Annotated in this window: 20 protein-coding genes; 11 read left to right on the forward strand and 9 right to left on the reverse strand. The window is 72.6% G+C overall.

The window, feature by feature from the left end; all coding sequences use genetic code 11:
• The first annotated feature begins 12 nt into the window (after positions 1–12).
• Positions 13–234 carry a hypothetical protein gene (locus ACZ7FF_RS24500; protein WP_470814401.1) on the forward strand — a complete coding sequence of 74 codons (222 nt, stop codon included), beginning with the start codon at positions 13–15 and terminating at the stop codon, positions 232–234.
• Here ACZ7FF_RS24500 and ACZ7FF_RS24505 read toward each other — a convergent pair whose 3' ends face one another.
• The 3 genes from ACZ7FF_RS24505 to sodN form a co-directional block, all read right to left on the reverse strand.
• On the reverse strand, positions 235–4,734 hold the full coding sequence (locus ACZ7FF_RS24505) for a caspase, EACC1-associated type (protein ID WP_470814402.1): 4,500 nt from the start codon (positions 4,732–4,734) through the stop codon (positions 235–237).
• On the reverse strand, positions 4,731–5,126 hold the full coding sequence (locus ACZ7FF_RS24510) for an effector-associated constant component EACC1 (protein WP_470814403.1): 396 nt from the start codon (positions 5,124–5,126) through the stop codon (positions 4,731–4,733). Before ACZ7FF_RS24510 ends, ACZ7FF_RS24505 begins: the two co-directional genes overlap by 4 nt.
• A gap of 424 nt (positions 5,127–5,550) precedes the next feature.
• On the reverse strand, positions 5,551–5,946 hold the full coding sequence (sodN, locus tag ACZ7FF_RS24515) for a superoxide dismutase, Ni (RefSeq protein WP_064535234.1): 396 nt from the start codon (positions 5,944–5,946) through the stop codon (positions 5,551–5,553).
• A 145-nt stretch (positions 5,947–6,091) separates the two neighbouring features.
• Between sodN and sodX the strand changes: the two genes are divergently transcribed.
• Positions 6,092–6,526, forward strand: a complete 435-nt coding sequence (sodX, locus tag ACZ7FF_RS24520; protein WP_470814467.1) for a nickel-type superoxide dismutase maturation protease — start codon at positions 6,092–6,094, stop codon at positions 6,524–6,526.
• Here the strand turns inward: sodX and ACZ7FF_RS24525 are convergent.
• Positions 6,430–7,059 carry a CGNR zinc finger domain-containing protein gene (locus tag ACZ7FF_RS24525; protein ID WP_470814404.1) on the reverse strand — a complete coding sequence of 210 codons (630 nt, stop codon included), beginning with the start codon at positions 7,057–7,059 and terminating at the stop codon, positions 6,430–6,432. The genes sodX and ACZ7FF_RS24525 overlap by 97 nt on opposite strands.
• 101 nt (positions 7,060–7,160) lie before the next feature.
• Here ACZ7FF_RS24525 and ACZ7FF_RS24530 point away from each other — a divergent pair, with 101 nt between their 5' ends.
• Positions 7,161–7,919: a class I SAM-dependent methyltransferase gene (locus ACZ7FF_RS24530; RefSeq protein WP_470814405.1), complete on the forward strand. Its 759-nt coding sequence runs from the start codon at positions 7,161–7,163 to the stop codon at positions 7,917–7,919.
• Between the two features lie 67 nt (positions 7,920–7,986).
• On the opposite strand, the gene ACZ7FF_RS24535 is transcribed toward ACZ7FF_RS24530, so the two are convergent.
• The 3 genes from ACZ7FF_RS24535 to ACZ7FF_RS24545 are packed head-to-tail and all read right to left on the reverse strand — an operon-like array spanning position 7,987 to position 10,720.
• A complete protein-coding gene (locus tag ACZ7FF_RS24535) occupies positions 7,987–8,739 on the reverse strand; it encodes an amino acid ABC transporter ATP-binding protein (RefSeq protein WP_470814468.1) in 753 nt (250 codons plus the stop codon).
• A 50-nt stretch (positions 8,740–8,789) separates the two neighbouring features.
• Positions 8,790–9,722 (reverse strand): amino acid ABC transporter permease, encoded by a 933-nt coding sequence (locus ACZ7FF_RS24540; RefSeq protein ID WP_470814406.1) that lies wholly within the window; start codon positions 9,720–9,722, stop codon positions 8,790–8,792.
• Positions 9,723–9,760: 38 nt separating this feature from the next.
• Positions 9,761–10,720: an ABC transporter substrate-binding protein gene (locus tag ACZ7FF_RS24545; protein WP_470814407.1), complete on the reverse strand. Its 960-nt coding sequence runs from the start codon at positions 10,718–10,720 to the stop codon at positions 9,761–9,763.
• Positions 10,721–11,325: 605 nt separating this feature from the next.
• Here ACZ7FF_RS24545 and ACZ7FF_RS24550 point away from each other — a divergent pair.
• From ACZ7FF_RS24550 to ACZ7FF_RS24565, 4 genes are all read left to right on the forward strand, one after another.
• On the forward strand, positions 11,326–12,549 hold the full coding sequence (locus ACZ7FF_RS24550) for an NAD(P)-dependent malic enzyme (RefSeq protein WP_470814408.1): 1,224 nt from the start codon (positions 11,326–11,328) through the stop codon (positions 12,547–12,549).
• Positions 12,550–12,770: 221 nt separating this feature from the next.
• Positions 12,771–13,736 carry a zinc-binding dehydrogenase gene (locus tag ACZ7FF_RS24555; protein ID WP_470814409.1) on the forward strand — a complete coding sequence of 322 codons (966 nt, stop codon included), beginning with the start codon at positions 12,771–12,773 and terminating at the stop codon, positions 13,734–13,736.
• Between the two features lie 113 nt (positions 13,737–13,849).
• On the forward strand, positions 13,850–14,059 hold the full coding sequence (locus ACZ7FF_RS24560; protein ID WP_470814410.1) for a helix-turn-helix domain-containing protein: 210 nt from the start codon (positions 13,850–13,852) through the stop codon (positions 14,057–14,059).
• A complete protein-coding gene (locus tag ACZ7FF_RS24565) occupies positions 14,059–14,622 on the forward strand; it encodes a Clp protease N-terminal domain-containing protein (RefSeq protein WP_470814411.1) in 564 nt (187 codons plus the stop codon). Before ACZ7FF_RS24560 ends, ACZ7FF_RS24565 begins: the two co-directional genes overlap by 1 nt.
• Before the next feature lie 307 nt (positions 14,623–14,929).
• Here ACZ7FF_RS24565 and ACZ7FF_RS24570 read toward each other — a convergent pair whose 3' ends face one another.
• A complete protein-coding gene (locus ACZ7FF_RS24570) occupies positions 14,930–15,982 on the reverse strand; it encodes a PadR family transcriptional regulator (RefSeq protein ID WP_470814412.1) in 1,053 nt (350 codons plus the stop codon).
• A gap of 1 nt (position 15,983) precedes the next feature.
• Positions 15,984–16,877, reverse strand: coding sequence for a DUF4097 family beta strand repeat-containing protein (locus ACZ7FF_RS24575; RefSeq protein ID WP_470814413.1), 894 nt, complete (start codon positions 16,875–16,877; stop codon positions 15,984–15,986).
• 431 nt (positions 16,878–17,308) lie between these two features.
• Between ACZ7FF_RS24575 and ACZ7FF_RS24580 the strand changes: the two genes are divergently transcribed.
• The 4 genes from ACZ7FF_RS24580 (at position 17,309) to ACZ7FF_RS24595 (ending at position 22,048) form a co-directional block, all read left to right on the forward strand.
• Entirely contained in the window at positions 17,309–17,488 is a 180-nt protein-coding gene (locus ACZ7FF_RS24580) for a DUF6104 family protein (protein WP_003992906.1), read from the forward strand.
• A 99-nt stretch (positions 17,489–17,587) separates the two neighbouring features.
• Positions 17,588–17,983 (forward strand): CU044_2847 family protein, encoded by a 396-nt coding sequence (locus ACZ7FF_RS24585; protein ID WP_470814414.1) that lies wholly within the window; start codon positions 17,588–17,590, stop codon positions 17,981–17,983.
• Positions 17,984–17,997: 14 nt separating this feature from the next.
• On the forward strand, positions 17,998–20,859 hold the full coding sequence (locus ACZ7FF_RS24590) for a VMAP-C domain-containing protein (RefSeq protein ID WP_470814469.1): 2,862 nt from the start codon (positions 17,998–18,000) through the stop codon (positions 20,857–20,859).
• Positions 20,860–21,034: 175 nt separating this feature from the next.
• A complete protein-coding gene (locus tag ACZ7FF_RS24595) occupies positions 21,035–22,048 on the forward strand; it encodes an AAA family ATPase (protein WP_470814415.1) in 1,014 nt (337 codons plus the stop codon).
• Positions 22,049–22,053: the final 5 nt, after the last annotated feature.

Here is a 22,053-nt window from a genome sequence, read left to right on the forward strand (position 1 = left end):
CGGGAGTCCCGCATGCATGTCGACTGGTCCGCCCTCGGCCGGGTCGTGGCGGTCAGCCTCGGTGCCACCGTCGCCGTGGTCGTCGTCTTCACGCTCGGCGTCCTGGGTCTCGCCCGCGCCGAGGAGTCCGGCCGCGCCTCCGGCACGGCCCGGGCCCAGGCCTGGCTCTGCTTCCTGGCGTGTGCCGCGGTGGTGGCGTACGGCATCTATCTGATCGTGCCGCAGTTCCACTAGCTAGGCGCCGAGGCCGCAGGGCGGGGCGTAGGGCTTGTCCGGCAGGTAGTGCTTCCACTGGGCACGGCTGATCGGGTCGCCGACGGAGTTGCAGAGGTCGCTGACCAAGGGGGCGGGGGTGATGTTCCACAGGTCGACCCCACCGGCGTCGGTGCCGCGTGCGACGGCGAGCCGGTGGCCGTCCGGACTGAAGGCGAGCGAGTCCAGCATGCCGGCCGGCGCACCGGTCAGATACGACTGCCGCTCGGGATTCCTGGGGTTGCTCACGTCCCAGATCTCGGGGCGGGAGTCGTCGTCCGCGGAGGTGATGGTCGTGGCCAGCAGCGCGAGCAGTTTTCCGTCGGGGCTGAAGGCGACGGGGCTGCCGTACTGGGCGACCTGGGTCTCCACGGGCGGGGCGTCGGTGAACCGATCACGGTCGACGGACCACAGCATCAGCTTGCCGTCGTCCCGGAAGGCCGCGAGGAGCTTGCCGTCGGGACGGAACGCCAGGTGCACGAATTCGACGCCGGTCGGCATGCGCCTGCTCCACAGCCGGGCGGGGCGAGCCGGCCGGGTGACGTCCCAGCTCGCCAGCCGCACTCCGGCACTGGTCTTGGTCGTCACCGTTTCCGGTGGGGGCGACTCGGTCGACAGCAGTGTCCTGCCGTCGGGGGAGAACGCGAGTTCGTAGGAGTTCACGGCGATCCGGCCGACCTGCCTGGGATGCCGCGGGTCCTTGACGTCGAAGAGCAGGACCGCCGGGGGTTTCCGGTTCTGCTTCCGGACGCCGCTGAGGTCGGAGATGGCGAGCAGAGGCCTGGTCGGGCTGAAGGCCAGCACCTGCACGCCGTTGTTCAGCTGGTCACCGATCGTGGCCAGCAGGGGAGCACCGTGCCGCGTGGTGTCCCGCAGCCGGACACCCACGTACTGGGCCTTCTTGTCCTTGCCCTGCTTGTACAGCTCGACGTCGGCGAGCAGCTTCCCGTCGGGGCTGAGCGCGATGTCCGAGCCGGTGAACATGTCGGGGGCGCGGGTGGTGGCCACGAGTCCGGGGCGCTTCAGGTGGGTCACGTCGGCCAGGTAGTTCTCGCCCACCCCTTCCCAGGCGACGAGCTGCCTGCGGCCGGCCGCCCGGAACGCCAGTTGGCTCCCGGTTCCCGTGGGCAACGGCAGGGACGCGTCGGCACCCGGTTGCATCACGTTGGACAGGTACCAGACCAGGACGCCGTGGTCCGTGGCCATCAACAGCCGGCGGTCCTTTCCCGGATCGAACAGGAGTGTCCCGGCGTTGGCGAACCCATCCGGGGCCGAGACGTCCGCCCCTGCCACGATCAACCTGGACGGGGAGTCGTACGCCCAGGCGTGCCATTTCCCGCAGAGGCCCACGATCTGATCGAGGACCGGGCTGAACGCCAGGGACGTCAGGGTCTCAAGGCACGTGCCCGAAGCGTACTCGTCTGATTCCCCCTGCCGGTGGATGCGCTGGGGCACGCTCGGTCTGTCGATGCGCCACAGGCCCAGGTCGTACCCCTGCTTCACGGACATCGGCGCCGCCAGCAGCCGGCCCGTACGGTCGAAGGCCACCCGGTGCAGCACGCTCACGTCGTTCACGCCGCTTTCGTACGGCGCCCCGTGCAGCGTGGCCGCCCGGGCGGGGCTCGGTCCGTCCACCTCCTGCCAGAGCTGGATCCGGCCGTCCACGCTCATCGCGGCCAGCAGGTTCCGCCGTGGCGAGACGGCCAGCGAGTCGATCTGCGCGCCGTGCCCGCCGAGGGCCGGTAACGCGGTGGGGGTGGCACCGTCGCCGAGCTTCCAGCGCAGGATCTCGCCGGTGGTGGCACCGCCGTACAGCACCCTGCCGTCCGCGCCCAGGGCGAGCGCTGTGACCCGGCCGCCCGGCTTCAGGGCCGCCGTCCGGCGGGGGTGCGCCGGATGCGTGAGGTCCCACAGCCGCACCGTGGCCGGGCCCGAGCCACCACCCGCGTACGTCACCGCGGCCAAGGTGCGGCCGTCGGGGCCGAGGGCGACGGGGCCGACCATGTCCGCCGCGACCGTCACCGGTTTCGCGCCCCTGGCCCGCAGCACGATCGAGTCGCCGGTCGAGATCGCGAGGATCCGGCCGTTCGCGCTGGTGGCGAGGTCCCGCGCCGACTGCCCGCCGTTGATCACCCCGGGCGTGCGCCGGCTGGCGAGCAGCGCGCCGCGCCCGGCGTCCTTGTCGATCTCGAACGACAGCAGGCTGAGCTGCTTGGCCAGGCCCGGCTGGCTGTCGCGGATGTTGTCCGCCTCGGCCGCGAGATAGCGGGCGAGGTCACGCTGGTGTGCCCGCTCGGCCTGCCGCTGGAAGGCGAGCGAGCCGATCAGACCGGTCGTGGCGAGCAGGACCAGGACGGTGAGCGTGGCCAGGACGGCCCTGCGGAGGCGGACGCCGCGCCGTTCCAGGCGTACGGAGGCGTCCTTGAACCCGGCGGGCAGCGGGTCCAGGCCGTTCCCGCCCGGCGCGGCGTGCGAGAGGCGGTCGAGCAGCGTGGCCAGCCGGTTGCCCCGGTACAGCAGCGAGGGGTCCCGTCCGGACCGGTCCCAGGCGGCGGCGTCGTCGGCGAGCTGCTGGCGCAGCCGCAGCCACTCGCGGTCCGCGTCCACCCACGCCTGGAGCCGGGGCCAGCCCCGGATCAGCGCCTCGTGGCTGATCCGGGCGGTGTCCTGGTCGAGGGTGAGCAGCCGGGCGCCGGTGAGCCGCTCGATCGCCAGCCCGGCCGGTTCGTCGGGCAGCCCGTGCACCAGGGCGGAACGGTCCACCGGCCGGGCCGTGTCGGGGGAGCCGTCGCCGACCCGCACGAGCCGCGTCAGGATGTGCCGGAGCGCGGTCCGGCCCTCGGCGTCGAGACCGTCGTACACCTCGTCCGCGCTGTTCGCGATGGCCTGCGCGATGCCTCCGGTGGCGCGGTAGCCGCCGAAGGTGAGCCGGGTGCCCGCGCGTTGGCGCCAGGTCGCCCACAGGGTGTGGGACAGCAGGGGCAGCGCTCCGGCGGCGGGCCGGTCGCCGTTCATCGCGCCGAACTCGTGCAGCATCAGGTCGGCGAGACCGTCGTCCAGGTCGAGGCCGGTGCGGGCGGCCGGTTCCTCGATCGCGGCGCGGAGTTCGCCGGGGGTCATCGGCTCGACCAGGACGGGACGGTCGCGCAGGGTGGGGAGCAGTCCGGGTTCGGCGGCGGCCCGGCCGTAGAAGTCGGCGCGCAGGGCGAGGACGACCAGCGCGCCGCCGTCCGCCGCGCAGGCGTTCAACGCCGTGAGGAACGCGGTGCGTTCGGTGTCGTCCCGGCACAGGGTGAACAGCTCCTCCAGCTGGTCGACGAGCAGCACGACCCGCTGCCCGGGCCGGTCGCCGAGCAGCGGGCCGAGCAGACCGGAGGCGCGTTCCGGGGCGGTGCGCAGGAGGTCGGCGTCCTCGAGCGGTACGGCGAGACGGTCGGCGAGGCGGCGCAGCGGGGCGGCGCCGGGTGTCAGGCGCAGCACCGGCCAGCCGGCCGAGCCGGGCAGGCCGTCGTCGCGCAGCCGGTCCAGGAGGCCGGCGTTGAGCAGGGAGGTCTTGCCCGAGCCCGAGGGGCCGATCAGGATCCAGGGGCCTTCGGTCTCCACCGGCCCGCCGAGCGCCGTGAGCAGCCGGTCGACCATCCGTTTCCGGCCGTGGAACAGCCGCGCCTCGTCCGGCCCGAAGGGGTTCAGCCCCGGGTAGGGGGAGCGGCCGGGGGCGGGCGGTGGCTCCTCGGAGGGCCGGCCGGCCGCGGCCACCGCGGGGTTGGGCGCGACGACGAGGTTTCCCGACAGGCCCTCGGCCTGTCTGCGAGGCAGGGGCAGCTGGCGCTCCCGCAGGGCGCGGAACACCGCGTCGTACACCGAGTCCAGGGTCATCGGGTGCGGCCCGCGCGGGTCCCCGTGGGTGAGTACGTCGATGAGCGCGCCGGTGAACGCGGTCCGCCGCGCGTCCGGCGGGGCGAGGGCGAGTTGCTCGGCGGAGCCGATGAAGTACAGGCCCGGCGTGGGGTCCATGCTGAACGCCGGGACGGACGCGCCGCGTCCGAGCGTGGGGCGGCCGGAGAAGCAGCAGTCGAGGACGAGCACGACGGAGGCGGCCCGGCTCGCGGCGAGGGCCTGGCGCAGCGCGGCGAAGGACAGGGCCTGGTGTGCGGCGAGGCCGGGGGTGAGCCGGTCGGTGCCGCGGGCGGCCAGGTACAACTCGCCGTCGGCGTCGAGCAGTCCGTGCCCGATGAAGTGGACGAGGAGCACGCCGTCCGCCCGCTGGGCCTCCTCGGCGATCGCCTGGGCCATGAACTTCGCGTCCGGCGGGTCGAGTTCGGCCCGCAGTTGCCCGGGTGGCACCGCGCAGCGTTCCAGCAGGGTCTGCCGCAGGGCGTGGAAGGTGGGGGCGACGGACGGCACCGAGGGGAGGGTGGGGCCGTCCTGTGCGGCGGTCGCGAGCAGCAGTACCCGTACGCCCGCGCCGGAGAGGTCGGTCATGAGAGTGCTCGGGGCTCGGGGTCGGTCTCGTCCCGGGTCATCAGGGCCGTGAGGTCGGTGACCTGCCGCTGAAGCGCGGTGGTGTCGAGATCGGCCACGCGTCTGGCGGTCAGTTCCAGGGAGCGGCCGTCCTCCAGCGTGACCTTGAGCCGGACCTCGCCGCGTCGGCTGCGCAGCCAGGCGATGACACCGGTGGCGAGGGCGGTCGCCGCGCCGCCCGGGCCGAGCGCCACGGCGAGCGCGTCCAGCACCGGGCCGAGGGTGCCGGGTTCCGGTGGCCGCTCCAGTCCTTCCACGCGTCCCCGCAGGACCTGATCGCCGGTCAACCACTGACGTAAGGAACGCAGTTGGTCCGCCGCGTCCGGACCCTCCGCCCCCACCCGCACGTCCATGAAGCCCCCGTCGCTCCGCTGGTGTGCTACGTCACACCAGAACCAGCGAGGCTAGCAACGCCCCCCAGCAGTGACCAGAGGGCGCCGAGTGAAGAGAGGGTGGTGGAGCGGCGCGGGACGCGGCGACGCCGAGCGGCGCACGCACGGGGTCGGTACGCCCGCCGGGAGATGAGGGCGCCCGCGTGCAGGGGAAGTGCGGGGCGCGCGTGGGCGCCGGGAAGGAGGGCGGGGTCGGCCGGGAGGTACTCGCAGGGCGGGGCCGCGGGCCGGGAGCGCGGGGCGGCGGACAGGAGCCGGGGGCATGTCGTCCCGGAAAAGACCGCACCCGGCCCCGTCGGCTGCCGCGGTGGGCGGTCGGGGGGCCGGGTGGCGGAAGGGGTACCCCCGCGGGTGGAGCGACCGCGGGTGGAGGCGTGATCGAGGATCAGGCCTTCTTGGTCTCCCAGAAGATCTTGTCGATCTGGGCGATGTAGTCGAGGGCCTTCTGGCCCGTCGCCGGGTCGGTGGACGCCTTGGCGGCCGAGAGGGCCTTCAGGGTGTCGTTGACCAGCTGGTGCAGCTCCGGGTACTTCTCGAAGTGCGGGGCCTTGAAGTAGTCGCTCCAGAGGACGGAGACGTGGTGCTTCGCGAGCTCCGCGCGCTGCTCCTTGATGACCGTGGCACGCGCCTGGTAGTGGGGGTCGTCGTTGCCGGCCATCTTCTCCTGGACGGCCTTGACCGACTCCGCCTCGATGCGGGCCTGGGCCGGGTCGTACACGCCGCAGGGCAGGTCGCAGTGGGCGCTGACCTTGACCTTGGGGGCAAACAGGCGGGAAAGCATGGAGCATTCCTTCCTCGTGATCGTCTTCTCAGGTGCGACATTACTCCCTGAGGGACCTGTTTTCGTGAGTGCCCCCTAGGGCTTAGGACAAAAGTCCAGGGTGAGACTGAGACTGGTGGAGGAACGGACCGGGGAGGTGCCGGGGATGCCGGAGCTGTCGCAGGAGACCGAGCGGGGGAGGGCCGCCGCGCCGTTCGGGCTGGCCGAGGTGACGGGCCCGTCCATGGTGCCCACGCTCCAGCACGGCGACCAGCTGCTGGTGCGGTACGGGGGCCTGGTCAGGCCCGGTGACGTCGTGGTCCTGCGCCATCCGTTCCAGCAGGACCTGCTGGTCGTCAAGCGCGCCGTGGAGCGGCGCGAGGGCGGCTGGTGGGTGCTCGGGGACAACCCGTACGCGGGCGGGGACAGCACCGACTACGGGGTCGTGCCCGAGGAGCTGATCCTGGGGCGGGCGTGGTTCCGCTACCGGCCGCCGCGGACCGGTCAGCGCTCGCCGCTCGCGCTGGTGCGCTGGGCGCTCTCGGCCGCGAGGCCGCTGCTGAGCGACCGGTCGGCCTCCAGGCGCTTGCGGGCCCGGTAGGCGGCCACGTTGGCGCGGGTGGCGCACCGGTCGGAGCAGTAGCGCCGGGAGCGGTTGGTGGAGGTGTCCAGGTAGGCGTTGCGGCAGGGCGCGGCCTGGCACAGGCCGAGGCGGTCCACGCCGTACTCGGTCAGGTGGAAGGCCAGGCCCATCGCGGCGATCGCCGCGTAGCCGGCGGTGGCGTTGGACGGATGGTCGGCGAGGTGCATGTGCCACAGCGGGCGGTCGTCCTCGTCGCGGTGGTCGTGACCGGAGATCTGCGGGCTGACCGGGAACTCCAGCAGCAGTGAGTTCAGCAGGTCCACGGCGAGGGTCTCGTCACCCTTGTCGGCCGCCTCGAAGACCGAGCGCAGCCGGCCCCGGACCGAGCGGAACCGGGTGACGTCGGCCTCGGCGGCACGGCGGGCCGCCGACGCGTTGGCGCCGAAGAGGTCGCGGACGGCCTCGACGGAGGTCAGGGAGTCCTTGCCCCGGGCCGGTTCCTCGCTGTTGACGAGCCGTACGGCGTAATCCGAGTAATAGGCCAGTTCCACTTGTAGTCCTTACGGGCGCGCTCTATCGTCATGTCTGCGGTCGGGTAACAGCCGGTCGTGCTTCCAGGGTATTACGCAACCTAGGGGAGAGGGTGGCTTCCATGACCACGAGTGCCGGAACCGACTGGGCGGCCTGGCAGGACAGCTGGGACCGGCAGCAGGAGTGGTACATGCCGGACCGCGAGGAGCGCTTCCGGACCATGCTCGACATGGTCGAGGCACTGGTCGGTACGGCCCCGCGCGTGCTCGACCTCGCGTGCGGCACCGGGACCATCACCGCCCGGCTGCTCGCCCGGTTCCCGGGGGCCACCAGCACCGGTGTCGACCTCGACCCGGCCCTGCTCGCCATCGCGCGCGGCACCTTCCAGGGCGACGACCGCGTCTCCTTCGTGACCGCCGACCTCAAGGACCCCGACTGGCCGGCGAAGCTGCCGTACGACTCCTACGACGCCGTCCTCACCGCGACGGCCCTGCACTGGCTGCACAGCGAACCCCTCGCGGCCCTCTACGGTCGGGTCGCGGAGCTGGTCCGCGACGGCGGTGTGTTCATGAACGCGGACCACATGATCGACGAGAGCACGCCCCGGATCAACGCGGCCGAGCGCGCCCAGCGCCACGCCCGCATGGATCAGGCCAAACGGGACGGCGCCCTGGACTGGGCCGAGTGGTGGCAGGTCGCCGCGCAGGACCCGGTCCTCGCCGAGCCGACCGCCCGGCGCTTCGAGATCTACGGCGCGCACGCGGACGGGGACATGCCGTCCGCGGCGTGGCACGCGCGCGTGCTGCGCGAGAAGGGCTTCGCCGAGGCCCGGCCGGTGTGGTGCTCGCCCTCGGACACCCTGCTCCTCGCCGTCAGATGAGGGCAGACGAGGGGCGGACGTGCGAAGGGGCGGTACGGCGTCGGCCGTACCGCCCCTTTCCGCGCGCCTACAGCACCTTCGACAGGAACGACTGGGTGCGCTCGTGCCGCGGGTTGGTCAGGACCTCACGCGGATGGCCGGATTCGACCACCACGCCCTCGTCCATGAACACCAGGCTGTCGCCCACCTCGCGGGCGAAGCCCATCTCGTGGGTGACGACGACCATGGTCATGCCGGACTCGGCGAGGTCCCGCATGACGTCCAGGACGTCACCGACCAACTCCGGGTCCAGGGCCGAGGTCGGCTCGTCGAACAGCATCAGCTTCGGGTCCATCGCCAGGGCCCGGGCGATCGCCACCCGCTGCTGCTGGCCGCCGGACAGCTGCGAGGGGTAGTGCCCGGCCCGGTCGGCCAGCCCCACGCGCTCCAGCAGCTGCATCGCGCGCTCCCGGGCCTCGGCCTTGTTCACGCCCTTGACCTGGACCGGCGCCTCCATGACGTTCTCCAGCGCCGTCATGTGCGGGAAGAGGTTGAAGCGCTGGAAGACCATGCCGATGTCCCGGCGCTTCATGGCGACCTCGCGGTCACGCAGCTCGTACAGCTTCTCGCCCTGCTGGCGGTAGCCGACCAGCTCGCCGTCGACGTACAGCCGCCCGGCGTTGATCTTCTCCAGGTGGTTGATGCACCGCAGGAAGGTCGACTTGCCGGAACCGGAGGGGCCGATGAGGCAGAACACCTCGCCCGGCTTCACCTCCAGGTCGATGCCCTTGAGCACCTCGACGTGGCCGAAGGACTTGTGCACGCCCTCCGCCCTGACCATCGGGACGGTCCCGGCCGGCGGGGTGTCCTGCGTGTTGCTCGGCTTGTCGGTCATGCCGTGACCTTCCTGCTCGAGAAGGTCGTCAGGTGCGACCTGACCTTCTGCCACGGGGTCGGCGGGAGGCTGCGGCTGGAGCCGCGGGCGTAGTACCGCTCGATGTAGTACTGGCCCACGCTCAGGACCGAGGTCATGATCAGGTACCAGGCCGCGGCCAGGAAGTACATCTCCACCGGGGCGCCGGAGTTCTGGCCGATGTCCTGGGCGTAACGGAACAGCTCGGGATACTGGACGGCCGCCACGAGCGAGGTCGTCTTCAGCATGTTGATCACTTCGTTGCCCGTCGGCGGCACGATCACGCGCATCGCCTGCGGGATGATCACCCGGCGCAGGGTCCTTGCGTGGCTCATTCCCAGCGCGTGGGCCGCCTCGGTCTGGCCCTCGTCCACCGCGAGCAGGCCGGCCCGGCAGATCTCCGCCATGTACGCCGCCTCGTTCAGACCCAGGCCGAGCAGCGCCGTCAGCAGCGGCGTCATGAAGTTCGACCAGTAGTCCTTGTAGAACGGCATCAGGTTGATGTACTCGAAGACCAGGCCCAGGTTGAACCACAGGAACAGCTGGACCAGGACCGGGGTGCCGCGGAAGAACCATATGTAGAACCAGGCGATCGACGAGGTCACCGGGTTCCTCGACAGCCGCATGATCGCCAGGACGATGCCGCCGACGATGCCGATCAGCATCGACAGGACCGTCAGCAGCAGGGTCTTGCCGACGCCGGTCATGATCCGGTGGTCGAAGAAGTACTCCGGCACCGCGTGCCAGTTGATCTTTCCCTGGCCGAACGCGTAGACGATCGCGACGAGGATCGCGATGGCGACGACGGCGGACACGTAGCGTCCGTAGTGCCGGACCGGGATGGCCTTGACGGCTTCCGGGCCGGCCGGGGGCGTGCCCTGCTCCCCGGCCGTCTTCTCAGTGTCAGTCACGGGTGTTGCCTCTCGGTGGCCGCTTGCCCTGCCGCGGGTCACTTGCCGCCGTTGATCGCGGACTGCTTGACGGCGCCGTCCTGGGCGCCCCACTTCGTGAGGATCTTCTGGTACTCACCGCTCTTGATGATCGCGTCCATCGCGGCCTGCAGGGCGTCGCGCAGCTGGGTGGCGCTCTTGGAGACCGCGATGCCGTACGGCGCCGCCTCGACCTGGTCGCCGACGATCTGGAAGTCCTTGCCGCCGCCGGAGGTCTTCACCGCGTACGCGGCCACCGGGAAGTCGGAGGAGGCGGCGTCCACACCGCTTGAGCGCAGCCGGGTCTGGGACTGCTGGTCGTCGTCGAACGCCTCGATGGTGAGCTTCTTGCCGGCCGGACACTTCTTGGCCTCCTGCTTGGCCAGGTCCTCCGACACCGTGCCGCGCTCGACGGCGATCTTCTTGCCGCACAGGTCGGTCCAGCCGGTGATGCCCTGCGTGTCGCCCTTGCGGGTGTAGATGGAGACGCCCGCGGTCAGGTAGTCGACGAAGTCGACGCCCTCGCCGACCTTCTTGCCCGTGTCCGGGTCGACGCCCTGCTGGCGGTTCTTGTTGTCCGTCATCGCGGACATCGCTATGTCGTAGCGGCCCGAGCGCAGACCGGTGAGCAGGGCGTCGAAGGTGCCGTTCTGGAACTCCAGCTTCACGCCGAGCTGCTTGCCCATGGCCGCGGCGAGGTCCGGGTCCAGACCGGCGACGTTGCCCGAGGAGTCCTTGAACTCCACCGGCGCGTACGCGATGTCCGAGCCGACCTCGATCTTGCCCTTGCTCCTGATGTCCTGCGGGAGCTTGCCGGCGAGCGGGGCGTCGCTCGTGGAGGCGCTGGAGGAGCTGCTGTTCTTGTCCTTGGTCTGGTCACCGCATCCGGTGAGCAGCAGGGCGCCTGCGACCGCGATGGCACCGACCGCGGCCAGGGGAGAGCGTGCGGCGGTGGTACGACGGGTGGAGCGTGCGGTCATCGTGGGTTCCTCCGGCGTATGGGAAGAGTTTGCCGACGGGTCGACGGGAACACGCACCATCGGGTGGTCGCGACCTCGCGGGTTTACGGCATCTTGCCATTCGGACTACGCCATTCGAGGGCGCCGCGATGTCAAAATCGCATAACGGGTGACCTCCGAACCCCCTCAGGACGGCGCCCCCTTGGCCCCCGCACGCCGAACCATCTGCGGGAATCCAGCCAACGGGCCGGAGAATCTCCGGCACATCTCAGGATGCGGACGGCCCCACCCGCGGCTTTTCCGCCGTTCGAGCCGGCGTCGAGCCTTGCTCCGCAGACTCCGGGTACACCGTCGAAGCAGAGGTGGCCCGCCCGTCAGCGGCGCGTCACCTGCGTGTGGCTTTCTGGTTCCGAGATGTGACCTTGCACCTAATGGACTCGTCGCAGGCACCGTCCGTCCGGTAAGAAGGTTCTTTACACCCCTCATCCGGGGCTCAGGGCGCGTGTGCGGCGCGCCCGTCGCGTATTGCTCGTACGTATCCGCAATCGGGCCGTACGCGGTGCCCGCCCACCCCTCACCAGGAGTGGTCGACCCTCAAACCATGCATACCTAAGGGGTACAACAAAGTGGCAGCGGAGATCGTCAATCCTCGCAGCGACAACAGTACGGATCAGGACGGCGGGGCCGAGCCCCTCGATTCCTTCGATCCCGTGTTCGCGCTCCACCGCGGCGGCAAGATGGCAGTGCAGGCCACCGTGCCGGTCCGCGACAAGGACGACCTTTCCCTCGCGTACACGCCCGGTGTGGCGCGCGTGTGCACCGCGATCGCGGAGCAGCCGGAACTGGTCAACGACTACACATGGAAGTCCTCGGTGGTCGCCGTCGTGACCGACGGCACCGCGGTGCTCGGCCTCGGGGACATCGGTCCCGAGGCCTCCCTCCCCGTGATGGAGGGCAAGGCGATCCTGTTCAAGCAGTTCGGCGGTGTCGACGCGGTGCCGATCGCGCTCGACTGCACCGACGTGGACGACATCGTCGAGACCGTGGTCCGGCTCGCTCCCTCGTTCGGCGGAGTGAACCTGGAGGACATTTCGGCGCCCCGGTGCTTCGAGATCGAGCGCCGCCTGCAGGAGCGCCTCGACATCCCGGTCTTCCACGACGACCAGCACGGCACGGCCGTCGTGACGCTCGCCGCGCTGCGCAACGCGGCGCGACTGAGCGGGCGGGAGATCGGGCAGCTGCGCGCGGTCATCTCGGGCGCCGGCGCGGCCGGTGTCGCCATCGCCAAGATGCTGGTCGAGGCCGGCATCGGCGACGTGGCCGTGGCGGACCGCAAGGGCGTCGTCTCGGCCGACCGGACGGACCTGACCCCGGTCAAGCGCGAGCTGGCGGGCTTCACGAACAAGGCCGGCATCACCGGCTCGCTGGAGGACGCCCTCGCGGGCGCGGACGTCTTCATCGGCGTCTCCGGCGGTACGGTCGCCGAGGAGGCCGTGGCCTCCATGGCGGAGGGCGCCTTCGTGTTCGCGATGGCCAACCCGAACCCCGAGGTGCACCCCGAGGTGGCGCACAAGTACGCGGCGGTCGTCGCCACCGGGCGTTCGGACTTCCCGAACCAGATCAACAACGTGCTGGCCTTCCCCGGGATCTTCGCGGGCGCGCTGCAGGTGCGCGCCTCGCGGATCACGGAGGGCATGAAGATCGCCGCGGCGGAGGCGCTGGCCGCGGTCGTCGGTGACGACCTCGCCGCCGACTACGTGATCCCGTCGCCGTTCGACGAGCGGGTCGCTCCCGCCGTCACGGCCGCGGTCGCGGCCGCGGCCCGGGCCGCGGGCGTCGCCCGTCGCTGACGACGAGCGGAGATGGCCCCGTCCGTCCGGACGGGGCCTTTTCCTTTTCCGTCGGTTCCGTCGGTTCCGTCGGTTCCGCTCCCGCCCCCGGCTCGGGTACCGGGACGGTGCCGTGGGGCGCCGGTGCCCGGCTGCTCTGTGCGGGTGCCCTTGCGCAAGAGGGCATGTGTCACAGGGCGGTCTGGTTCCGCCGGGTGCACGGCGCACCTATCGTCGGTCCCATGTTCGCTGTCTACGCCGCCCGAATCGACCGCGACCAGCCGCTCAGCGGCCTCGAGTTGGGGGAGCGTCCGGCTCCCGAGGCCCGTCCCGGCTGGAGCACCGTCCATGTGCGCGCCGCTTCCCTCAACCACCACGACCTCTGGTCCCTGCGGGGTGTCGGCCTTCCGGAGGACCGGCTGCCGATGATCCTCGGCTGCGACGCCGCCGGGGTCGACGAGGACGGCAACGAGGTCGTCCTGCACTCCGTCATCGGTCAGACCGGCCACGGCGTCGGCCCGGACGAGCCGCGCTCCATCCTCACCGAGCGCTACCAGGGCACCTTCGCCGAGCAGGTCGCCGTGCCGACCTTCAACGTCCTGCCCAAGCCGAAGGAGCTGTCCTTCGCCGAGGCCGCCTGTCTGCCGACCGCGTGGCTGACCGCCTACCGGATGCTGTTCACCAACGCCGGGGTACGGCCCGGGGACTCGGTCCTGGTGCAGGGCGCCGGCGGCGGTGTCGCCACGGCCGCGATCGTGCTGGGCAAGGCTGCCGGCCTGCGGGTCTTCGCCACCAGCCGGGACGAGGCGAAGCGGAAGCGGGCCCTGGAGCTCGGGGCGGTGGAGGCCCTGGAGTCGGGGGCGCGGCTGCCGCAGCGGGTGGACGCGGTCATCGAGACCGTGGGCGCCGCGACCTGGTCCCACTCGGTGAAGTCCCTGCGGCCCGGCGGGACGCTGGTCATCTCCGGTGCCACCAGCGGGGACCGGCCCTCGCACGCCGAGCTGACCCGGATCTTCTTCCTCGAACTGAAGGTGGTCGGCTCCACCATGGGCACCAAGGACGAGCTGGAGGACCTGCTCTCCTTCTGCGCCGCGACGGGGGTGCGGCCCGTCATCGACGAGATGCTGCCGATGGACCGGGCCCGGGAGGGCTTCGAACGGCTGGCGTCCGGGGAGCAGTTCGGGAAGATCGTGCTCACCAACTCCTGACGTCCCCCTCTGCGGGGCGTGTACGGCGGGTCCGGGGTGCCGGGCCCGCCTTTTTCCACCCCTTGATGTCAACCGTGGTTGACAGCGGTCGCCTGTCAACGTAGGTTGACATCATGACCGAGGCAACAGATCTCGCCGAGCGTGCGGGCGACCGTGATCCGCGGGTCGGACTGCGGGCCGTGGCCGCGCTGCGCACGCTGCTGGAGCAGCTGGAGGCGGTGCAGGTGCGCAGCGCGCGCAACCAGGGCTGGTCGTGGCAGGAGATCGCCGCGGAGCTCGGCGTCAGCAGGCAGGCCGTGCACAAGAAGTACGGGAGGCAGTGATGTTCGAACGCTTCACCAGGGACGCCCGCGAGGTCGTGAAGGGGGCGGTCGCGGACTGCGAGCGCGCGGGGGTGCGGTCCGTCGGGCCCGAGCACCTGCTGCTCGCCCTTCTCGACCGGGAGGGCAGCCGGGCCTCCTTCGCGCTGGCCGCCCTCGGCCTCACGGAGCGACGGGAACCGGTACGGCGGGCCCTGGAGGACGCGCGACGGCGGGCCGGGCTGACCCGGGCCGACACGGACGCACTGGCGGGGCTGGGTATCGACGTGTCGGAGATCGTGGCCCGGGTGGAGGAGGTGCACGGCGCCGGGGCGATGTCCGGCGGCCGGGACCCGGGGTGGCGGCCGGGGCGCCGGCCGGCCTTCGGACGGGACGCGAAGGGTGTGCTGGAGAAGGCCCTGCGGGTGGCCCTGGCCCGCCGCGACCGGCACATCGGCGACGAGCACCTGTTGCTGGCGCTCACCGTCCTGCCGGGGGTGGCGGCGGAGGTGCTGGCGGACGAGGGGGTTACGTACGAGTCGGTGACGAGGGTGTTGTACGGGGTGGGGGTGGCGGAGGCGGGGTGAGGGGCGGCCGGTTTGCCCACCCGCCCACCCGACTCGGTCGGCTGGAGGGCTGGGCCGCCCGGCCTCCGGCCTGGATCCCGGCTTGGCTGCCGTCTGCCGTCTGCCGTCTGCCGTCTGCCGTATGCCGCCCGACCGCCCCTGGCTGTCGGCCGTCGCCCCGCCGAGTGCCCGGCCGCCGGCCGTCGCCCCGCCGACTCACCTCCGCCGGCCGCCCGCCGCCCGCCGACCCGCCACCTGCCGACTCCCCGCCGCCTGCCAACCCACGTCGTCCCCTGGGTGGCTGGGCCCCGGCGTGAATGGGGCTCGGTTACTTTGTCGGGCGGTGGAGGATGGCTGCGATGTGGGCCGCCGCTGTGGACAGGTGGTGGCGGGTGTCGTGGAGTTGGGTGGGGGTGACTCCGTTGTCGCGGGCCGCGTCGCGGATGTCGTCGCGGAAGCGGTCCAGGAGGCGGTCCAGGTCGCGGATCGGCTCGCCGGTGAAGTCCTCGTGGGTCCACGAGGGTTCGTACTCGACCGGGAAGTCCTCCGCGGGAGCGGTGTAGTGCGGCTCCGCCGTCGGCGCGGCCGAGTGCGAGGTCCGGTTGAAGCCCCAGTCCTTGCCGAACTCCTTGCCCATGTCCTTGCCGAAGTCGCCGAACTCCTTGGCCAGTTCGGTCAGGCCCTCGCGGACGCCGGTCGGCCAGTCGCCGCGCGAGAAGTGGTCCTGGACGCGGTCCTGGACCCGGCGCGCGATGCGCTGCATCTCCTCCTGCGCCTGGGCCCGTGCCCTCGCCTGCGCCTCCTGGGCCTGGTGGCGGGCCCGCTGGGCCTCCTCGCGGGCCCGGCGACTCTCGTCCTTGGCGCGGCGAGCCTGTTCCTTCCACTCCTGCTTGACCCGGCGCATCTCCTCCTTTGCGGCGCGCCAGGCCTCCTTGTCGCCCAGGTCGCCGTACTCCCCGAAGGGGCCCGCCTCGGCGCCGGCCCTCGGGCCCCGGCGGGCCTCGGTGGCGGCGGCGCGCATCTCGCGGCGCAGGTCTCCGGCCGCGCCGCGCACGTCCGCCTTGATCTCGGCGGCCAGTTCCGCGACCGACTCGCGGATCTCCAGCTCCAGATCGGCCAGTTCGCCACTGCGGTCGGCCAGTTCGGCGCGGCCCGCGTCCGTGATGGCGTACACCTTGCGGCCGCCCTCGGTGGTGTGCGTGACCAGGCCCTCGGCCTCCAGCTTGGCCAGTCGGGGGTAGACCGTGCCCGCGGAGGGGGCGTACAGCCCCTGGAAGCGCTCCTCCAGGAGCCTGATCACCTCGTAGCCGTGGCGCGGGGCCTCGTCGAGCAGCTTCAGCAGGTACAGGCGCAGGCGGCCGTGGGCGAAGACGGGGGGCATGTCAGAGCACCTTCTTGTCGGTCGTGCCGTCGGCCGGGGCGTCGGGGTGACGGGGCGGCTCGGCCTCCCACGCGGTGTCCCGTCCGTCCTCGTGGGACGGGCGGCGGAGCAGGGCGATCGAGCCGGAGACGGTGGTGGCCCGGAGCCGTCCGGTGCCCGCGCCGAGCCGGCCGGTGATCTTGTGGGCGCCCCACTGGCCGTGCACGCGGAGCCCCTCGAAGGCGTTGGAGATCGTGCCGCTCGCCGTGTTCGCCTCCACCTCCGCGTCCGCCGGGTGCGGCAGGCGGATCGCGATCTCGCCCGACACGCTGGTGAGGCTGACGTCCGTGGGGCCGTCCGGGTCCAGGTCGATGATCATGGAGCCGCTGACGGAGTCGGCCCGGACGGAGGGGCCCGCGCCCTCGACCACGGTCAGGTCTCCGGAGACCGAGTTGAAACGCAGCTCGCCGGTGACCGCCTGCGCCTCCAGGTTCCCCGACACGGTGTCCGCGCGGACCGCCCCCGACACGCCCACCAGGGTCGTGTCGCCCGTGACGCCCTTGACCACCGCCTGGCCGCTGATGCCGGAGACGACCGCGCCGGCGCCGACCACGCCCACCTCGACCCGCGTGTCCGCGGGGACGGCCAGGGAGACGACCGCGCTGCGGCGCCAGCCCTTGCGGTCGAGCCACTTGAGGAAGCCCTTCCAGGGCAGGTCCTCGTAGGCCACGGTCAGGGTGCCGTTGCGATGGGTGACCACCAGGGGCGGGCCTTCGATCTGCGAGACCTCGAGGCGTGCGGAACTCTCGTCCGTGCCCACGACGTTCACCGTTCCGTTGACTACGCGGACCTGGAGGTCGCGCACGGGTGTGTCGAAGGTGAGCTTCTGGGGCTCGGCAACGGACCACTCGGACATGGGACCTCCTCGGCCGCACACGGTATCGACGCGCCATATCGCGTCTCTGAGAAACACGATATATCGTGGCTCCGGGAAGTCAAGGCACTCCTTCGGGTGACGGCGCCGCCAGGGCCCGCGCCCCCGGCGCCTACAAGGGCCCGTGCCCCAGGGTCGCCGGGGCCTGAGTCCCAAGGTCGCCCGGGGCCCGCGTCCCAGGGCTGCGGGGGCCCGCGCCTCCGGGGCTGTCGGGGTCCGCGCCCACGAGCCCGCCGAGGCCCTCACTCCCGGGTCCGCCGGGGTCCTCACCTCCGGTCCCGCCGGGGTCCTCACCCGGTCCCGCCGGGGCTCGCCCCCTGTGACACCGGGTGCCGCCGAGTACATTCGGCCGATTGCATACGCTGGTCCTGAAGCCATCACCGGCCCGGATGCACAAGCAGGAGACGCACCCCATGTACTTCACCGACCGCGGTATCGAGGAGCTGGAGAAGCGGCGCGGCGAGGAGGAGGTCACCTTCGAGTGGCTCGCCGAGCAGCTGCGCACGTTCGTGGATCTCAACCCCGACTTCGAGGTGCCCGTGGAGCGGCTGGCCACCTGGCTCGCCCGGCTCGACGACGAGGACGACGAGTAGGCGATCACCAGCCGTCCCGGCCGTTGCCCCTCCCCCTCCCCTTTCCCGGGAGTTAGCCTTTTTCTCCCATCGGCGAACGGGGGCGTCATGGCTGGCGGAGTGGAACGCATACGTCTGGACGACGGGACCGTCGTCTGGGCCAGGATCGGGGCGGCCGACGAGGACGGGCCGGACGGGGGCTACTGGGACACCGGGCTCGGGGACCGGGTCATCGACATGGCGGGCGGCCTGGCCGGCACGGTCGGTGGCGTCGTGCGCTCCCTGCGCGCCGGTCTGGACACCCCGGCACCCGTCCAGGTCTCCGTCGGCTTCGGCATCGAACTGACGGCGCAGTCCGGCAAGATCGTGAGCGCCATCGCGGAGGGCGGCGGCAAGTCCTCCCTCACGGTGTCCCTGACCTGGACCGAACCGGCGGCACCCGCCGGCGGCACCGGTACCCCGCCGCCCGGCGGCGACGCCGTCCCGCCCGGATCCCCGGCCCCCGGCGCCGCATGAGCGCCTTCGGCGAGATGGTGCGCCCCTCCCTCGCGCGCATCGGAGCACCGGGTGACGGGTATGCAACGGACCGTGACCCGTACTGGGGATCGGGCTTCTTCGTGGCCCCAGGGTGGCTGCTGACCTGCGCGCATGTGGTGGGGAAGGGGGGAGCTGCGGTGTGCCGAGGAGAGAGCGCCATGGGCGTGACCTGGCAGGAGCGCACCGCCGCCGACGCCTGGGCCGAGCGCACCGGCACCGGTACCGCCGTGCTCGTCGCACCACGGCCGGGCCCCTCTCAGGCGCCGCGCGACCCGTGGCCGTTCCCCGACCTCGCGCTCGTCCGGGTGCCCGGCGCCGAGGACGTGCCCTGTCTGTGGCTCGGCGACCGGGAACCTGGCCCCCGGACGCCGCTCGGGCTCTACGGCTGGTCCGTGCAGACCGGCGAGCTGGGCATCCGGCACGCCGTCGGAGAACTGGCCGGCTCCGACGCGCGGGCCCTGCTGCTCGCGGGCAGCCTGCCGGTCGGCGGACTGTCCGGGGGGCCGGTGCTCGACCTGCGGCAGGGTTCCGTCATCGGCGTGACCAAGGGGCGGCGCCGGGAGGACGGCGTCGCCGTACCGGTCACCGCGCTCTACGAACTGCTGGACGCACGCGACGGCGGCCGGACGGTGCGGGAGGTGCTGCGGGCGCACGACCTGTACCACCTGGGCCGCCTCGGCACCCCGTTGCCGGAGCCGGACTGGACCGCCCTCCACTCCGCCCTGCCGGTGACCGGGCCCGCGGTCTCCGGAATCACCGCGGAACTGCGCACCCGCCTCTACGGCCATCTCGCGCAGCTGCCGCCGCCCGCCGGGGCCGGCGAGGTCGTCCACCTCGTGGAGGACGTGAAGGCGCAGGTGCGCGGCGAGCGGCTGCCGTCGCTGATGGTGCGCAACGTACGGACCTGGCGGGAGGGCGCCGGCCTGCTGTACGGCCTGCGCACGCTGGAGCCGGGCGGCGGCGGGACGCTGGTCGACCTCGACGCGGTCCTGCTGTACGCGGCGAAGGTGGTGCGCCAGGCCGCACGGGAGGGTGCCGACGGGGTGGATCCGCGCCACCTGCGCGCGTTCGCCGCGTGGATCGCCGGGCAGGCGGCCGGCCACCGGAACTGGGCGGTCGGCGAGGCCATCCGCTCCCTGCTGGAGCACAGGGAGGACAGCGGCGGGCCGGGGGGCGGGCACGTGCCGGGACGCGCGGCGACCGGCGGAGAGAACGGCCGGGCCACGGGGACCGGGCGGACCGCGGGACCGGGCGGACCCGCCGCAGGGCTCACCCGGGAGGCGGACGGGCAGACCCCGTCCGCGGGCGGGACCGTCGAAGCACCGGCCCGCACGGGCGCCGTGGCGGTGCCGTCGCCGTCCGGCCCCGCCGACCCAGCCCCCGAGCCGACGCCGACGAGCGCGGTACAACTACCGTCCCCGGACGGCGAGTCCGGTGCGACGGGCCTCGTGCAACTGCCGTCCCCTGCTGTCCCCGTCGACCCGGCCGCCGAGTCCGCGGTGACGAACCCCGTGCAACTGCCGTCCCCGGCCGGTCCCGTGGATCCGACGGTCGGGACTGCTGCGACGAGCGAGCCGCAACTTCCACCCCCGGCGGGACCCGTGGACCCGGCTGTCGTGTCGAGGGTGGCAGGCCCCGTGCAACTTCCGTCTCCGAACGGTCCCGTGGCCCCGGCCGCCGAGCCGACGGCGACGGACGCGGCACAACTGCCGTCCTCGGGTGCCGAGTCCGCGGTGACGAACCCCGTGCAACTGCCCTCCTCCGCCCCTCCCGTGTCACCGCTCGGCGGCGGCCGGCTCGCCGAGGCGCCCGCGGGGTTCGTGCCCGTCGCCGTGCCGACCACCGCCGTTCCCGTCGAACCCCTCACCGCCGGCGGTCCGGGAGCGGTGAGCCTTCTGCGGCAGCCCGGCCCCGCCGTCGTACCCCCGGCGGGCGCTCGTACCGATGTGCTGGTGAAGGTGGGGGCGCCGATGTACGACGGCCGGTATCCCTGGAGTGTGCAGCTGGTCTACGACGGCCGGGACGTCACGCCGGTCGACGCGGACGACCGGGGCGCGCGGGCCGAGGAGCTGGCGGAGGTGCTGCGGGAGCCGCTGGCCCGGGCGCTGAGCCAGGGGGACCACGGCGAGCACCTGGCCGCGATCGAGGTGTTCCTGCCGCGCAAGCTGTTCGATCTTCCGGTGGACGAATGGCAGTTGGTGCCCGACCCGCCCGACGGGCAGGAGGCCGCCGACGGCGGGTACGCCGAGGACGACGACGACCTCGTCGACGAGCGCGCCATGCCGCTCGGGATGCGGCGGACGGTCGTCGTACGGGACGTCCGGCGCAACGGGCGGGCACCGTCCCCGGAGTGGCGCAGGCGCTGGGCGGGCGTGCTGCGCGGGCCGCTGGCGCACGAGCCGCTGCACGGGCGGCCCGCCGCCGAGGGGCCCGTCGAGGGTCACCCCGCGGGGGTGCGCGCCGGGGGCAGGTACCCGTTCTACGGCGCGCTGTCGGCGATGGACGACGCCTCCGTGCCGGTCTACTGCGGCCCGGTCGGCAGTGGCGAGGGGCGGGCGGCGATGAAGGACGCGCTGATGGCCGGGTACCCGGTGGTGCTGTGGCGGCGCGACCGGCACGACCCCGACGAGTGCCGGGACTTCCACCGACAGGCGGCCCGGCTGCTGGACCGCGCCCGGCACGCCGAGGGGCTGCACGGCCCGGTCCGTGACCTGCGCATCCGGCTGGCCGACCCGGACACCGCCCGGGCCCAAGGCCTGCGCGGCAGGATCGCCGTGCTGTTCGATCCGCCCGACCGGCCGTCGTACGGGACGCAGACCATGCGCCCGCCGCCGCTGGCAGCCCCCGGCGGCTGACCCCGCCGGCCCGTCGGACGCCCCGTCAACTCGTGTAGGAAGAAAGGGTGTTCGTACGGCCGGGGGATGGCCATCGGACGCCCCGAACCTCGGCGGACCCGGCCGGCAGGCGCTAGCCTCGTACGTCGTACGGCCGGACCCGCTGCATGATCACCGAAGCCGGGAGGAGCCCAAGGTGAACGACTGGCGGATCTACCGCGGAGTCGGTCAGCCGCACGACGGCATGGGACGGTTGCCGGCGCCACCGCCCTGGCGCGACTTCGAGGCCTCCCGGGACGGCGCCGGGGACGGTTCCGAGGACCCGAGCAGCGCCCGCCGGCTCGGGGTGCGCCGCCGTCTGGTCGAGAACTACGCGCCCCGGCCGGCCGAGGTGGACGCGGTCAACGCAGCGCTCTACCTGCGCCGGCCCCTGCTGGTGACGGGCAATCCGGGCACGGGCAAGTCGACCCTGGCGTACGCGATCGCCCACGAACTCGGCCTGGGCAAGGTGCTGCGCTGGCCCATCGTCAGCCGCACCGCCCTCCAGGACGGCCTGTACCGGTACGACGCCATAGGCAGGCTCCAGGACGTGCAGCTGGAGCGGGCCCGCGGGGGCGACGGCCCCGCCGCCGCGCCCGGCATCGGCTCCTACGTCCGGCTCGGCCCGCTCGGCACCGCCCTCCTCCCGGCCGGGCAGCCGCGCGTGCTGCTCATCGACGAACTCGACAAGAGCGACCTCGACCTGCCCAACGACCTGCTGAACACGCTGGAGGAGGGCGAGTTCTCGATCCCCGAACTGGAGCGGCTGGCCGACCGCGAACCCGTCGTCGAGGTGCTCACGCACGACGGTGACCGGGTCGCCGTGCGCGGCGGGCGGATCGCGTGCACCGCGTTCCCGGTGATCGTGCTGACCTCCAACGGCGAACGCGACTTCCCCGCCCCGCTGCTGCGCCGCTGCGTCCAGCTGGAGCTGGACCCGCCCGGCGAGGAGCAGCTCACCGCGATGGTCGAGGCCCACCTCGGCACGGAGGGCGTCGCCGCGGGCGCCGACCTGATCCGCCGTTTCCTGGAGCGCGAACCCGGCGAGGTGCTCGCCGCGGACCAGTTGCTCAACGCCCTGTTCCTCACCCAGCACGACCCGCACGCCCAGGGGCTGACCCGGGAGCGGATCGCGGAGATGCTCATGCAGCCGCTCGACCGTACGAGGTGAGGGGC

This window comes from Streptomyces sp. NPDC037126 (genome assembly GCF_055605965.1).